Here is a 13,665-nt window from a genome sequence, read left to right as displayed (position 1 = left end):
TGACGATTCCCGGGCCTGGATGAAGGAGATGCTTCATGATCCGCATTGCCCCCCTCGGGCGGGCGCTGGCCGTCGCCGCGGCCGCCAGCCTCGCGCTGACGGCCTGTGGCGGTGGTGAGGACAGCGCCGCGCCGGCTTCCTCGGCACCGGCGGCCCAGTCCTCCGCGCCCGCTGCCGCCACCGCCCAGGGCGATGGCGTTCTCACCATCGGTACGCTGCTGCCGCAGACCGGTTCGCTGGCCTTCCTCGGCCCGCCGGAGTTCGCGGGTGTCGGGCTGGCGGTCAAGGAGATCAACGACGCCGGCGGTGTCCTCGGCAAGCCGGTGACCGAGGTCGACACGGACTCGGGTGACACCTCCACCAACATTGCGTCCCAGTCTGTCGACAAGTTGCTGCAGCAGAAGGCCGACGTGGTCATCGGTGCCGCCTCGTCCTCGGTGTCGCTGTCGGTCATCGACAAGATCACTGGTGCGGGCGTTGTCCAGATCTCGCCGGCGAACACCTCCGACCAGTTCACCACGTACAACGACAAGGGCCTGTACTTCCGTACGGCTCCGCCGGACGTGCTGCAGGGCCGTGTCCTCGGTGACCTCATCCTCGCCGACGGCAACGACACGGTCGGCATCCTGGCCCTCCAGGACGCGTACGGCACCGGCCTCGCGGAGAACGTGCAGAAGGCGGTCGAGGGCGGCGGCGGCCAGGTCGTGGAGAAGGTCGTCTACGACCCGAAGGCGGCCGACTACTCGGCGGACGTCGCCAAGATCAAGGAAGCCAACCCGAAGGCCGTCGCGCTGATCGGCTTCGACGAGACCAAGAAGATCATTCCTGAGCTCGTCAAGCAGGGCCTGACCGCCAAGAAGGTGAAGTACTACTTCGTCGACGGCAACCTGTCCAACTACGGCACGGGCAAGGACGGCTTCCCCAAGGGAACGCTCGACGGCGCCAAGGGCACCCAGCCGGGCGCCCAGGTCTCCGACGACTTCAAGGAGAAGCTGAAGACGATCGACCCGAACCTCAAGGACTTCAACTACGGCCCCGAGTCGTACGACGCGACCATCCTGACCGCGCTCGCGGCGGTCGCCGCCAAGAGCGACGCGCCCAAGGACATCGCGGCCAAGCTGCAGGAGGTCTCCACGGGCGGGGAGAAGTGCAAGGACTTCAAGTCCTGCAACGACCTGCTGTCGGCGGGCAAGGACATCGACTACGACGGCGCGTCCGGCCCGGTCGAGTTCAACGAGGCCGGTGACCCGGCCGAGGCGACCATCGGCATCTACCAGTACGGCGCCGACAACACCAACAAGAACATCGCCTTCAACACCGGCAAGATCGCCGGCTGATCGCGGCGCACGAGGGGCCCGCTCCGATGGAGCGGGCCCTTTCCGCGTCTTCGGGCCTTCCGTACGCCCCGGGCTGTCCGCCGCGCGCCGCGGGCTTTCCGCCGGTGCGCCGCGCGGCTCAGGTGCGGCCGCAGGCGGAGAGGACGGCGGCGGACGCCTTGCGATAGCGGCGCAGCAGGTCCGGGCGCAGCGAACCGGCCGTGTCGGCCCGGGACAGGGTCTCGGCGAGGCCGTCGATGGTCGTGACGGCGGCCGAGGCCGAGGCCGGCAGGCGGGGTCCGTACATCTCGAGCGTGCCGCGCAGATAGCCGAAACGGCCGCGTACGTCCCCGTCCCAGTGCTGGGCCTTCTCCTGCCCCGGCGGCAGCAGCGACAGCCCCAGGTAGCCGATGGCGGACACCACGCGGGCGCAGGGGTCGTCTCCGGCCTTCGCGCCGGTGACGTAGACCGCGCCGCCGGTCTTCCCGGACGCGGCGCCCATCGAGGACACAGTGGACGACACAGTGGACGACACTGCGGACGACACGCCGCCCGCCGGGTTCGCGGGCTCCGGGGACGGGGACTGGCAGGCGGACAGGCCCACCGCGAGCGCCGAGACGACCAGTGCCGTGCGGAGGGGGGTTCGGGTCATACCGGTCATTGTCGCCCGGGTGGTTGCCGATCAGGTGGAAATACGGTCACAGCAATACGACGAGGGCCCCGGCGGAGGATCCGCCGGGGCCCTCGTGAGAACGCTCAGGCCCGGGCGAGCGTGCCCAGGTAGAGCTGGATGACCTTCGGGTCGTTGATCAGGTCGCGACCGCTGGCCATGTAGGCGTTGCGGCCCTGGTCGAGCACGTAGCCCCGGTGGCAGATCTGCAGGCAGCGGCGCGCGTTCTGCTCCACCATGATCACGGTGACGCCGGCCTTGTTGATCTGCTGGGCCTGGATGAAGACCAGGTCCTGCAGCTTGGGCGACAGGCCCGCGGACGGCTCGTCCAGGAGCAGGACCGACGGCTCGGTCATGAGCGCCCGGCCCATGGCGACCATCTGCCGCTCACCGCCGGACAGCGAGCCGGCGCGCTGCTTGCGGCGCTCCCGGAGGGCGGGGAAGATCTCGCAGACGAACTCGAACCGCTCCTTGAACTTGCCGGGCACCTGGAAGGCGCCCATCTCCAGGTTCTCCTCGATGGTGAGGCTGGGGAAGACGTTGTTCGTCTGCGGGACGTAGCCGACCCCGCGGGCCACCAGGGAGTGCGCCTTGAGGTTGGTGATGTCCTCGCCGTTCAGAGTGACCGAGCCGGTGCGCACCGGCACGAGCCCGAACAGGGTCTTGAGCAGGGTCGACTTGCCGGCGCCGTTCGGGCCGATGATGCCGATCAGCTCGCCCTTCTTCACGTACAGGTCGGCGCCGTTGAGGATGTTGACGCCGGGGATGTAGCCGGCATACAGCTCGTCGGCCCGCAGCAGCGCGTTCTCGGCTCCGGCGAGGTGGTCGGAACGGTCGACGACGGCCGCCTGCGAGACGGCTTCGGCGCCGTCCTCGTCCGCCGCCGCGACCGGCGTGCCGGTGTGGTCCCGCTCGGCGGCGTCGTCCGCCGTCGGGGCGCGGTCCGGCTCTGCGTGGTTTTCCGGCGTGGGGGCGGTCATGCCTTCTCCTCGATCTCGGACTCCAGCTCGGCCTCGGCCTCCTGCAGCTGCTCCTCGAACTCCTCGGCCGACATCGGCGCGTCGTGGTGGGCGCCCAGATAGGCGTCGATCACGCGCGGGTCCGACATGATGGTGTCCGGCGGACCCTCCGCGATCACGGCGCCCTGGGCCATCACGATCACCCAGTCGCTGATGTCGCGGACCATGTCCATGTCGTGCTCCACGAAGAGCACGGTCATGCCCTCCTCGCGCAGGTCCTTCACGTGCCCGAGGAGCGACTGGGTCAGGGCCGGGTTCACCCCCGCCATGGGCTCGTCCAGCATGACCAGCTCGGGGCCGACCATCAGGGCCCGCGCCATCTCCAGCAGCTTGCGCTGGCCGCCGGACAGCGAGCCGGCGAAGTCGTCGCGCTTGGCGTCGAGCTTGAAGCGCTCGAGGAGCTCCTCGGCGCGCTCGGTGATCTCGTCCTCCTGGCGGCGCCAGCTGCCCGGGATCAGGGCGCGGAAGAAGTTCTCGCCGCGCTGGTTCTGCGCGCCGAGCCGCATGTTCTCCATCACGGTGAGCTTCGACAGGGCCTTGGTGAGCTGGAACGTGCGGACCATGCCCGCGCGGGCCACCCGGTGGGCGGGCACGCCCTTGAGCTGCTTGCCGTTGAAGGTCCAGGACCCCTCGTCGGCGCTGTCGAAGCCGGTGAGCTGGTTGAAGAACGTGGTCTTGCCGGCGCCGTTCGGGCCGATGAGCGCGGTGATCGACCCGCGCTGGATCTCCACGTGGTCGACGTCGACGGCGGTGAGGCCGCCGAAACGGCGTACGACCTTGTCGACGACGAGGATGGGGTCGGGCTTGGGCACGCCGGGCTCGTGCTCGAGTCCCGCGAAGGCGGCCAGCGCCGCCGCCTTCCTGCTCTGGGTGGTGTCAGCGTGCATCGAGAGCGATCTCCCTCTTGTCACCGAAGATGCCCTGAGGCCGGAAGATGAGCAGGAGCATCAGGCCGAGACCGACCAGCATGAAGCGGACCGCGCCGATGTTGTTCACGGTGAACAACGAGGGAAGCAGCCCGGCGCTCACGGCCTCGCTGAGCGTGTTCCCGACGAAGACCAGCAGCACCCAGAAGATCGCGGCGCCGACGACGGGGCTGAAGACGCGGGCCGCGCCGCCGAGGATCACGATCGTGTACGCGTAGAAGGTGAACTCGGTGCTGAACAGGTCGGGCTGCACCGAGGCCTGGCCGAGCGCGAACAGGAAGCCGCCGAGGCAGCCGACCACGCCGCCGAGCACGAGCGCCTGCATCTTGTAGGAGAAGACGTTCTTGCCGAGGCTGCGCACGGCGTCCTCGTCCTCGCGGATGGCCTTGAGCACGCGGCCCCATGGGCTCTTCATCAGCAGGTAGACCAGCCCGCAGGCGATCGCGATGAGCACCCAGCCGACGGTCAGCACCCACGTCACCCGCTCGTTGAAGCTGATCGGGCCGATGCCGTACGTGCCGGGGGAGTAGGGGTTCATCGCGAAGAAGTCGCCGGAGAAGTTCTGCCGGCCGTCCGAGCCGCCGAAGACGCTGCTGAACTTGACCGACCTGAAGATGAGCCGGACGATCTCGGCCGCCGCGATGGTGACGATGGCGAGATAGTCGGCGCGCAGCCGCAGGGTGGGGATGCCGAGCAGGAAGGCCAGCACGATGGTGGCGGCCAGGCCGATCAGGATGCCGAGCCAGAACGGCAGGTGGAAGGTGGCCACGGTGACGGCCATGCCGTACGCGGCGACGCCGAGGAAGGCCGCCTGGCCGAAGTTGAGCAGCCCGGCGTAGCCGAACTGGATGTTGACGCCGATCGCGGCGAGCGCGTAGACGACGGTCTCCAGGCCGATCGAGGCCTTGACCGTGGTGACGAAAATGGTGTTCCAGTCCACGTGTGGTCTCCGATCAGCCGATGCGCTCGCGCCGGCCGAGAATGCCCTGCGGCCGGAAGAGCATGACGAGGATGAGCACCAGCAGCGCGCCGACGGTCTTCAGCTCGGTCGGCACCACGACGGTGGACAGCTGGATGAACAGGCCGACGACGATGGAGCCCACCAGGGCGCCGAAGGCGGTGCCGAGACCGCCGAGGGTGACCCCCGCGAAGACGAGCAGCAGGATCTGGAAGCCCATCTGGTAGCTGACGTTCTGCGACAGGCCGAGCATGACGCCCGCGAGCGAGGCGACGGCGCCGCCGACGGTCCAGATGATCCGGATGACGCCGTCGACGTTGATGCCGGAGGAGGCCGCCAGCGCGGGGTTGTCCGCGACGGCCCTGGCCGCCTTGCCGATGCGGGTCTTGAGCAGCGCGACTCCGACGATCACGAGGACGGCGAGCTCGATGCCCATCGCGATGAAGTTCTTCGGCGCGGCGGAGATCGGGCCCACCTGGATGCCGGGCTGGGCGTTGTAGTCCGCGTACGGCGCGCCCTCGCCGCCGAAGAAGAACAGGAAGACGTAGCGGAGGAACAGGGCCAGGCCGATCGAGATGATCATCATGGCGACCAGGCTGCTGCCCCGCTTGCGCAGGACCCCCCAGAAGAACCGGTCTTGTGTGTACCCGAAGACCCCGCCGATCACGACCGAGATCACCGCGGCCCAGACGAGCGGTATTCCCACGACCACGTTGAAGAAGTAGGCGCACATCGCGCCGAAGGTGAGCAACTCGCCGTGGGCGAAGTTGGTGAGCCCGGTGGTGCCGAACACCAGGGACAGGCCCATGGCCGCGAGGGCGATGATGAGCCCGAGGTTGAAGCCCTCGAAGGTGAGCTGGGCGACCCGGTCCCAGAAGGAGGAGGAGTCCGACGAGGACTGCGCCGCGCCTGCGCCCTTCTGGCCTGCGGGGGCGAGGGCGAACAGGACGTTGCGTTCGCTGCCCTCGTAGACCTGCACGTCCAGAGTGGCCCGGTTCTGGAACTTCAGCCCGATTCCCTTGGGGAGCGTCGCCTGGTCAAGGGTGACCTTGTATCTGCCCGCCTTGGGGACCGGCACCTCCCACTTGCCGTCCGCACCTGTGGTGGCGTCGCCGACGGGTTTGCCGTCTTCGCCCGCCACGCTGATCTTCACGCCGTTCACCGGCTGGCCTTGGTTTTGGAGTGTGCCCTTCAACGCCTCCCCGTCCGCCCAGGCGGGGGAGGAGAGCAGAAAGACGAGTCCACCCAGGAAGGCCGTGAACGCGATCACGGCTCTGCGCAATGGTGCTCCCTCTGTTTCAGGTCATGGCGGGGTCGTGCCCCCCACTGCGGACGCGCAACATCGGCCAGGTTGCTGCGATGTTGTGGCCGGAGCATAAGCCTGAGACGCCCGTTTCGGGGTCGTTCGTCACCAATTGGTGACCATGGTGTGTCACTGACGTGAGAAAGGGTTCGCAGGTCAGGGCATGTAAGGAGTCAACCCGAGGGTCGGTGCTGTAGAAGAGCATGAGCCCGTGGGAGGACCTTTGGGACCGTACACAGCTTCCCCGGCTCCGCACGTTGTCTACTCGGTCTTCCCACGGGCTCTGGAGCCACAACGGTAGCGACCGGAGCGACTCCCGTGCAAAGAGAGTCGCAAGCCGTTCCGTTATCAGGTCCAATGCGTCGTAAGGGGGTTTCGTGGTGCTTGCCCGGCCGGCTCGCGGGCGAGCAGGGGGCGCGAGGCTCCGTGCCTCAGTGGGCGTCCCTGAGCATGCAGGTCAGGCGGGCCGTGCAGACCGCCCGGCCCTCGTCGTCGGTGATCTCGATGACGTACGTCGCGAGCGTCCGCCCGCCGTGCACGCGCGTCGCGACGGCGGTGACGTGCCCGGAGGTGGCGGAGCGGTGGTGGGTGGCGTTGATCTCGATGCCGACGGCGATCCTGCCCGCGCCGGCGTGCAGGGCGGCGCCGGTCGAGCCGAGGGTCTCGGCCAGCACGCAGGACGCGCCGCCGTGCAGAAGCCCGTGCGGCTGCGTGTTGCCCTTGACGGGCATGCGGCCGACCACCCGCTCGGCGCTGGCCTCCAGGATCTCGAGGCCCATCCGCTGGTGCAGGTGGTCCCCGGGCGCGTTCATCGACGCCACGAACTCCTCGGGATTCGTCAAGGTCAAGGGGACGCCTCCTGTGGGAAGAGCACGGGTTTTCTGTCGTACAGGGAGACTAGGCTGCGGTTGTGCCGAAGAGTGAAGCGACCCCCACCCGTCCGTGTCTGCTGCTTCTGGACGGGCATTCTCTTGCTTATCGCGCGTTCTACGCGTTGAAGGACGCGAACCTCATGACCACCGACGGTCAGCACACCGAGGCGGTGTACGGCTTCACCTCGATGCTGGCCAACATCCTGCGCGACGAGCAGCCGAGCCACGTCGCGGTGTGTTTCGACCGGAGCGAGCCGACCTTCAGGCACGAGGCGTACGACGGCTACAAGGCCAACAGGGCGGAGACCCCCGAGGACTTCCGCGGTCAGATGCAGCTCATCTTCGAGCTGCTCGACGCGCTGCGGATCCCCCGCATGTCCGTGGCCGGCTTCGAGGCGGACGACCTGATCGCGACGCTCGCGACACGGGCCTCGGGCGAAGGCATGAACGTGCTCATCGTGACCGGCGACCGCGACGCGCTCCAGCTCGTGGACGACAAGGTCACGGTGCTGATGACCAGGCGGGGCATCAGCGACATGACCCGCTTCACCCCCGAGGCCGTCATGGAGAAGTACGGTCTCACCCCGGCGCAGTACCCGGACTTCGCGGCCCTGCGCGGCGACCCGAGCGACAACCTGCCGAGCATCCCGAGCGTGGGGGAGAAGACCGCCACCAAGTGGATTTCCGAGTACGGCTCGCTCGACGAACTGGTCCGGCGGGCCGACGAGGTGAAGGGCAAGGTCGGCGACAAGCTTCGCGAGCACCTCGGCCAGGTGATCCACAACCGGATGCTGACCGAGCTGAAGCGCGACGCCCCGGTCGACGCCGAGGTGTCCGCGCTGACGATGGGCCTGTGGGACCGCGAGGAGGTCAACAAGCTCCTCGACGCGCTGCAGATCCGCGGCGAGCTGCGCGAGCGCCTGTTCAAGACCCTCGGCACCACGGAACCGGAGGCGGGCGAGGGCTTCGAGCTCGAGGTGACCGTGCTCGAGCCGGGCCAGGTGGCCGGCTGGCTGGCCGCACTCCCCGGGGACCGCGCCGGGCTGGCCTTCCAAGGCGCGTACGGCAGCGGCACCGGGCGGTTCGAAGGCCTGGCGATCGCCTCGCCGGGCGGCGCCGCCTACCTCGACCCCACGCGCCTCACCCAGGAGGACGAGGCGGCGCTGCACGCGTGGCTGGCCGACGACGACAGGCCGAAGGCCGTGCACGACGCCAAGGGGCCGCTGCTCGCGCTGTGGGCCCACGGGCACGACCTGCGCGGCCTCACCTGCGACACGGCGCTCGCCGCGTATCTCGCGATGCCGGGGCAGCGGTCGTTCCCGCTCGACGACCTGGTCCTGCGCTACCTCCACCGCGAGCTGCGGGCGGAGTCCGCGCCCGGCGGGCAGACCTCCCTGTTCGAGGACGCCGACGAGGGCGTGGCCCGGGACCTCGCGCTGCGGGCCCAGGCCGTGCGCGACCTGGCCGACGCGCTGGAGGCCCACCTGTCCAAGCGCGGGGGCACCCGGCTGGTGACCGAGGTCGAGCTCCCGCTGGTGCGGGTGCTGGCCGAGCTGGAGCGGGCCGGCATCGCCGCCGACCGGCAGTATTTCGCGGCGCTGGAGGCCGAGTTCGGCGCGGCCGTCAAGCAGGCGGTCGAGGCTGCCCACGAGGCGGTGGGGGAGCAGTTCAACCTCGGCTCGCCCAAGCAGTTGCAGGAGATCCTGTTCGGCAAGCTCGGCCTGCCCAAGACCAAGAAGATCAAGACGGGCTACACGACCGACGCCGACGCGCTCGCCTGGCTGGCCCAGCAGACCGACAACGAACTGCCGGTGATCCTGCTGCGCCACCGCGACCAGACCAAGCTGCGCACCACGGTCGAGGGCCTGATCAAGGAGATCGCCGACGACGGGCGGATCCACACCACGTTCAACCAGATCGTGGCGGCCACCGGGCGGCTGTCGAGCGAGAAGCCCAACCTGCAGAACATCCCGATCCGCACGGTCGAGGGCCGGCGCATCCGCAAGGGCTTCGTGGTGGGGGAGGGCTACGACACGCTGCTGACGGCCGACTACAGCCAGATCGAGCTGCGGATCATGGCCCACCTGTCCCGGGACGAGTCGCTGATCGCGGCCTTCGAGTCGGGCCACGACTTCCACCAGGCCACCGCGTCCCGCGTCTTCGATCTGCCCCCGGAGCAGGTGGACGCCGACCTGCGCGCCCGGATCAAGGCCATGAACTACGGCCTGGCCTACGGCCTGTCCGACTTCGGCCTGTCGGGGCAGCTCAACATCCCCGTCGCGGAGGCCAGGGCGCTCAAGGAGGAGTACTTCGAGGAGTTCGGCGGCGTCCGCGACTACCTGGAGTCGATCGTCGCCCAGGCCCGCAAGGACGGCTACACCGAGACCATCCTCGGCCGCCGCCGCTACCTGCCCGACCTCACCAGCGACAACCGGCAGCGCCGGGAGATGGCCGAGCGGATGGCGCTCAACGCGCCCATCCAGGGCTCGGCCGCCGACATCATCAAGGTCGCCATGCTGAACGTGCAGAAGGCGATCGAGGGCATGCGCTCCCGCATGCTGCTCCAGGTCCACGACGAGCTGGTGTTCGAGGTCGCGCCGGGCGAGCTGGAGGAGCTGACCGAGGTCGTGCGCACGCAGATGTGCCAGGCCTACGACCTGAGCGTGCCGCTGGAGGTCAGCGTGGGCGTCGGGACCACGTGGGAGGACGCCGGCCACTGACCAAACCACGGTCCGTGCCGGGGATCGGCGGGCGGGTCGCTAAAACCGGGCCGCCGAAACCGGGTCGCTGAACCGGGCCGGGCTCGCCGAACCGCGCCGACTCCCTGGGCCAATTCCCTGGACCGGCTTCCCGGTGCGGCTTCCCGGTGCGGCGGGCGACGGGTCAGGGGCGGCCGGTCGGGCGGGTGGGCCTGTGGTCCCGCCCGGCCAGGGCCAGGCCCGCCTGTTCGATCTCCAGCAGGCTCGCCTCGTGCCGCTCCGCCTCGTACGCCGCCCGCCCGCCGCGCAGTCCGAACAGGCGTTTGCTCAACGCGATGTACAGCACGGCCGCGATGTTGATCAGGAGGATCACGATCCGGAACGGGCTCACCTTCTCGGCGATCTCGTAGATCTCCACCGGGATGAACGCCGAGGTGACGATCACCGAGAAGTACTCGCCCCATCGCCTCAGCAGCCACAGGCCGACCCCCTCGGTCAGCAGCAGGGCCGCGAGGGCGAGCAGGGCGAGGAAGACCCAGGTGAGGGTCGTCGTCCGGGCGCCCAGCGCGGTCCGCAGCGTGTGCACCACGCCCGACTGGTCGAGGTTCCACCCGAGCTTGTGGGCCAGCGGCCTGACCAGCGGGAGGTCCTGGTCGAACGCCCGCCGTACGGCGTCGTGGTGGGCCCGGAACCGCCACACGCCGTACGCTCCCGCGATCACGAGCACGGCCTTGGCCCAGCGGAAGACGGCGATCAGCCGGAGCACGGCGGCGTCCCGCAGGGCCCGCCCCCGCAGCACGACGGGCGCGTCGCCGGCCGGTCCAGCCCCGCGCGGAGGGCCCAAAGTGAAGTCGCCGCAGCGCAGGCAGCGCCAGGCCTCGCCCAGGGCGGTCTCGGCGCGCAGGCGGCTCCGCAGCGCCTCCTCGTCCGGGGCGTAGGTGACGTGCCCGTGCCGTCCGCAGGCGCGCAGGCTCCAGTCCACAGGAAAATTGCAACACATGTGAATGCGGACACGCCGGGCAGTAAGGTCAAATGACTGTGCGCAATCTTGCCCGAATGACTGCAGTCGCCAATGTCGTCGTTGTCGTGATCGGTCTTGTCGCGCTCGTGCTGCTGCCCCGGTCCACGGGCGAGGAACGGTCACAGGTGCGGGCGGCGCAGCCGGGGCCGCCGTCGGCCAAGCCCAGCGCGGCCCCGCAGAAGGCCACCGCCGAGTCGGCCAGGAAGGCCAAGGCGAACGAGGCGGGCCTGGTGCCCGTGATCATGTATCACCGGATCCTGCCCAAGCGGCTGGCGTCCATCGACCGCACCCCCGCCCAGTTGCGCAAGGAACTGGAGCGCCTGGCCAAGGACGGCTACGTGCCGATCACCGCGGGCGAACTGGTGGCCAGGAAGATCGACATCCCGGCCGGGACCCATCCCGTCGTCCTGACCTTCGACGACGGCCACCCCAGCCACTTCGCCATGGACGGCAACGGCATGCCGAGGAACGACACGGCCGTCGGCATCATCTACGAGGTCGCGGCGAAGTACCCGAACTTCCGGCCCACCGCCACCTTCTGGGTCAACCGCGACCCCTTCGGCCTGCGCGACCGGGAGCGGCAGAGACAGGCGGTGAAGTGGCTGCTCGACCACGGCTTCGAGGTGGCCAACCACACCTACTCTCATCCCGATCTCCACCGGCTCTCCAACAAGCGGGTCGGCGAGCAGATCGTCCGGCAGGAGCGGCTGCTGAAGAAGATCGGCGTGCCGGCCTCGACGACCTTCGCGCTGCCGTACGGGTCGCGGCCGAGGAAGCTGAGCAGGGCGCACGACGGCACGTGGGACGGCACCCGCTACCACTTCGACGCCGTCTTCCTGGCCGGGGCGCAGCCCACGGTTTCGCCCTACGCGAAAAGTTTCCCGCGATACGCGATCCCGAGGATCCAGTCCAACGGAAAACACGGCGACTGCCGGCGCTGGTGCACGACCTACTGGCTCGATTGGCTCGACAAACACCCAGGAGAGCGTTATACGTCGGATGGCGATCCGGCCCGAGTGTCGGTGCCGCGTAAACTCCGGGGAACGCTCTCACCGGCCCGGGCGAAGTCGGTGATCGCGTACTAGGCGTCCGTCTGGTTGCCTCGGATTGACCCAGCTCGCTCCGTCTCATATGCTGATCGCTGCGCTGTGGGCTCGCGCGCGTCACGGACGGAGCGGGCTCGCGCTCGGTCATCTGGTGGCTACCAGGAAGCAGCATCATCCGGTGAACGAAAAACGGCCCGCCGCGCTTCTGTCACAACGACATCTGTCCGGTTCGGAGCAATTCCACACATGACGAGCAGCACTGAGGCCACCTCGAGCACCCCGCAGGTAGCGGTCAACGACATCGGTTCCGAGGAGGCCTTCCTCGCCGCGATCGACGAGACCATCAAGTACTTCAACGACGGAGACATCGTTGAAGGCACCGTTGTCAAGGTCGATCGAGACGAGGTCTTGCTCGACATTGGCTACAAGACCGAGGGCGTTATCCCGTCGCGCGAGCTCTCGATCAAGCACGATGTCGACCCGGCCGAGGTCGTCGAGGTCGGAGAGCACGTCGAGGCCCTGGTTCTCCAGAAGGAGGACAAGGAAGGCCGCCTCATCCTGTCCAAGAAGCGCGCCCAGTACGAGCGCGCCTGGGGCACGATCGAGAAGATCAAGGACGAGGACGGCATCGTCACCGGCACGGTCATCGAGGTCGTCAAGGGTGGCCTGATCCTCGACATCGGCCTGCGCGGCTTCCTCCCCGCCTCCCTGGTGGAGATGCGCCGCGTCCGCGACCTGCAGCCCTACGTCGGGCGCGAGCTCGAGGCCAAGATCATAGAGCTGGACAAGAACCGCAACAACGTGGTCCTGTCCCGCCGTGCCTGGCTGGAGCAGACGCAGTCCGAGGTTCGCCAGACGTTCCTCAACACCCTCCAGAAGGGCCAGGTCCGCAAGGGCGTCGTGTCCTCGATCGTCAACTTCGGTGCGTTCGTGGACCTCGGCGGCGTCGACGGCCTGGTGCACGTGTCCGAGCTGTCCTGGAAGCACATCGACCACCCGTCCGAGGTCGTCGAGGTGGGCCAGGAGGTCACGGTCGAGGTTCTCGACGTCGACATGGAGCGCGAGCGGGTCTCGCTGTCGCTCAAGGCGACGCAGGAGGACCCCTGGCAGCAGTTCGCCCGGACCCACCAGATCGGTCAGGTCGTGCCCGGCCGCGTCACCAAGCTGGTGCCGTTCGGTGCCTTCGTCCGGGTCGAGGAGGGCATCGAGGGCCTGGTCCACATCTCCGAGCTGGCCGAGCGCCACGTGGAGATCCCGGAGCAGGTCGTGCAGGTCGGCGACGAGATCTTCGTGAAGATCATCGACATCGACCTGGACCGCCGCCGCATCTCGCTGTCCCTCAAGCAGGCCAACGAGGGCGTCGGCGCCGAGGTCGAGTTCGACCCCACGCTGTACGGCATGGCGGCGACCTACGACGACCAGGGCAACTACATCTACCCCGAGGGCTTCGACGCCGAGACCGGCGAGTGGCTCGAGGGCTTCGACAAGCAGCGCGAGGAGTGGGAGCGGCAGTACGCCGAGGCCCAGGCCCGCTTCGAGGCGCACCGCTCGCAGATCGAGAAGGCCCGCCAGGAGGAGGCGGCGGCCAGCGAGGCCGCTCCGTCGTCCTACAGCGGCGAGACCAGCTCGCAGACCGGTGGCGGCGCCCTGGCCTCCGACGAGGCCCTCGCCGCCCTGCGCGAGAAGCTGGCGGGCGGCCAGAGCTGACACCCGGTCTCCTGACCGGAGGTCACGGCCCGTCCTCCACGGCATCACGGAAGGCCCCGCTTCGGCGGGGCCTTTCCCTTTTCTCGCGGTCCCTCGCGCGCCGGGACGCCGGCCGGTGTCCGGGGGCC

At 68.9% G+C, this 13,665-nt stretch carries 11 protein-coding genes; 4 read left to right on the top strand and 7 right to left on the bottom strand.

Translation table 11 applies throughout. The features are described from left to right. Positions 1-35 precede the first annotated feature (35 nt). A complete protein-coding gene (locus tag ABZ860_RS04700; protein ID WP_357215089.1) occupies positions 36-1,337 on the top strand; it encodes an ABC transporter substrate-binding protein in 1,302 nt (433 codons plus the stop codon). Between the two features lie 118 nt (positions 1,338-1,455). Here ABZ860_RS04700 and ABZ860_RS04695 read toward each other — a convergent pair whose 3' ends face one another. The 6 genes from ABZ860_RS04695 to ABZ860_RS04670 form a co-directional block, all read right to left on the bottom strand. Next, a complete protein-coding gene (locus ABZ860_RS04695) occupies positions 1,456-1,968 on the bottom strand; it encodes a hypothetical protein (protein ID WP_357215087.1) in 513 nt (170 codons plus the stop codon). 104 nt (positions 1,969-2,072) lie between these two features. Next, positions 2,073-2,966 carry an ABC transporter ATP-binding protein gene (locus ABZ860_RS04690; RefSeq protein WP_357215085.1) on the bottom strand — a complete coding sequence of 298 codons (894 nt, stop codon included), beginning with the start codon at positions 2,964-2,966 and terminating at the stop codon, positions 2,073-2,075. Beyond that, positions 2,963-3,892, bottom strand: a complete 930-nt coding sequence (locus ABZ860_RS04685) for an ABC transporter ATP-binding protein (RefSeq protein WP_357215082.1) — start codon at positions 3,890-3,892, stop codon at positions 2,963-2,965. The genes ABZ860_RS04690 and ABZ860_RS04685 overlap by 4 nt, the downstream gene beginning before the upstream one ends. Then, positions 3,882-4,871, bottom strand: a complete 990-nt coding sequence (locus tag ABZ860_RS04680) for a branched-chain amino acid ABC transporter permease (protein ID WP_030510000.1) — start codon at positions 4,869-4,871, stop codon at positions 3,882-3,884. Before ABZ860_RS04680 ends, ABZ860_RS04685 begins: the two co-directional genes overlap by 11 nt. Before the next feature lie 13 nt (positions 4,872-4,884). Beyond that, the gene (locus ABZ860_RS04675) at positions 4,885-6,171 is read right to left on the bottom strand and encodes a branched-chain amino acid ABC transporter permease (RefSeq protein WP_357215079.1); all 1,287 of its coding nucleotides are present in this window, start codon (positions 6,169-6,171) and stop codon (positions 4,885-4,887) included. Between the two features lie 452 nt (positions 6,172-6,623). Further along, positions 6,624-7,004, bottom strand: a complete 381-nt coding sequence (locus tag ABZ860_RS04670) for a hotdog fold thioesterase (protein ID WP_357216290.1) — start codon at positions 7,002-7,004, stop codon at positions 6,624-6,626. 98 nt (positions 7,005-7,102) lie between these two features. On the opposite strand from ABZ860_RS04670, the gene polA reads away from it, so the two are divergent. Then, positions 7,103-9,784 carry a DNA polymerase I gene (gene polA, locus ABZ860_RS04665; RefSeq protein ID WP_357215076.1) on the top strand — a complete coding sequence of 894 codons (2,682 nt, stop codon included), beginning with the start codon at positions 7,103-7,105 and terminating at the stop codon, positions 9,782-9,784. 163 nt (positions 9,785-9,947) lie between these two features. Here polA and ABZ860_RS04660 read toward each other — a convergent pair whose 3' ends face one another. Then, positions 9,948-10,745 carry a DUF2127 domain-containing protein gene (locus ABZ860_RS04660; RefSeq protein WP_357215074.1) on the bottom strand — a complete coding sequence of 266 codons (798 nt, stop codon included), beginning with the start codon at positions 10,743-10,745 and terminating at the stop codon, positions 9,948-9,950. A 74-nt stretch (positions 10,746-10,819) separates the two neighbouring features. On the opposite strand from ABZ860_RS04660, the gene ABZ860_RS04655 reads away from it, so the two are divergent. Together ABZ860_RS04655 and rpsA are read left to right on the top strand one after the other, a co-directional pair. Next, on the top strand, positions 10,820-11,869 hold the full coding sequence (locus ABZ860_RS04655; protein ID WP_357215071.1) for a polysaccharide deacetylase family protein: 1,050 nt from the start codon (positions 10,820-10,822) through the stop codon (positions 11,867-11,869). A 207-nt stretch (positions 11,870-12,076) separates the two neighbouring features. After that, complete coding sequence (rpsA, locus tag ABZ860_RS04650; RefSeq protein ID WP_357215068.1) at positions 12,077-13,537, top strand: 30S ribosomal protein S1; 1,461 nt, start codon at positions 12,077-12,079, stop codon at positions 13,535-13,537. Positions 13,538-13,665 lie beyond the last annotated feature (128 nt).

Source organism: Microbispora sp. NPDC046973, from assembly GCF_040644495.1.
In the GTDB taxonomy this organism is placed as follows: domain Bacteria; phylum Actinomycetota; class Actinomycetes; order Streptosporangiales; family Streptosporangiaceae; genus Microbispora.
Note: the sequence above shows the minus strand (reverse complement) of the source record. Positions and strands in the feature narration are given on the sequence as shown.

What these genes read in the sequence shown, in the direction of transcription:
- ABZ860_RS04700 (WP_357215089.1), top strand. Translation starts at nt 36, where the DNA reads ATGATCCGCATTGCCCCCCTCGGGCGGGCGCTGGCCGTCGCCGCGGCC.
- ABZ860_RS04695 (WP_357215087.1), bottom strand. Translation starts at nt 1,968, where the DNA reads ATGACCCGAACCCCCCTCCGCACGGCACTGGTCGTCTCGGCGCTCGCG.
- ABZ860_RS04690 (WP_357215085.1), bottom strand. Translation starts at nt 2,966, where the DNA reads ATGACCGCCCCCACGCCGGAAAACCACGCAGAGCCGGACCGCGCCCCG.
- ABZ860_RS04685 (WP_357215082.1), bottom strand. Translation starts at nt 3,892, where the DNA reads ATGCACGCTGACACCACCCAGAGCAGGAAGGCGGCGGCGCTGGCCGCC.
- ABZ860_RS04670 (WP_357216290.1), bottom strand. Translation starts at nt 7,004, where the DNA reads ATGAACGCGCCCGGGGACCACCTGCACCAGCGGATGGGCCTCGAGATC.
- ABZ860_RS04655 (WP_357215071.1), top strand. Translation starts at nt 10,820, where the DNA reads ATGACTGCAGTCGCCAATGTCGTCGTTGTCGTGATCGGTCTTGTCGCG.
- rpsA (WP_357215068.1), top strand. Translation starts at nt 12,077, where the DNA reads ATGACGAGCAGCACTGAGGCCACCTCGAGCACCCCGCAGGTAGCGGTC.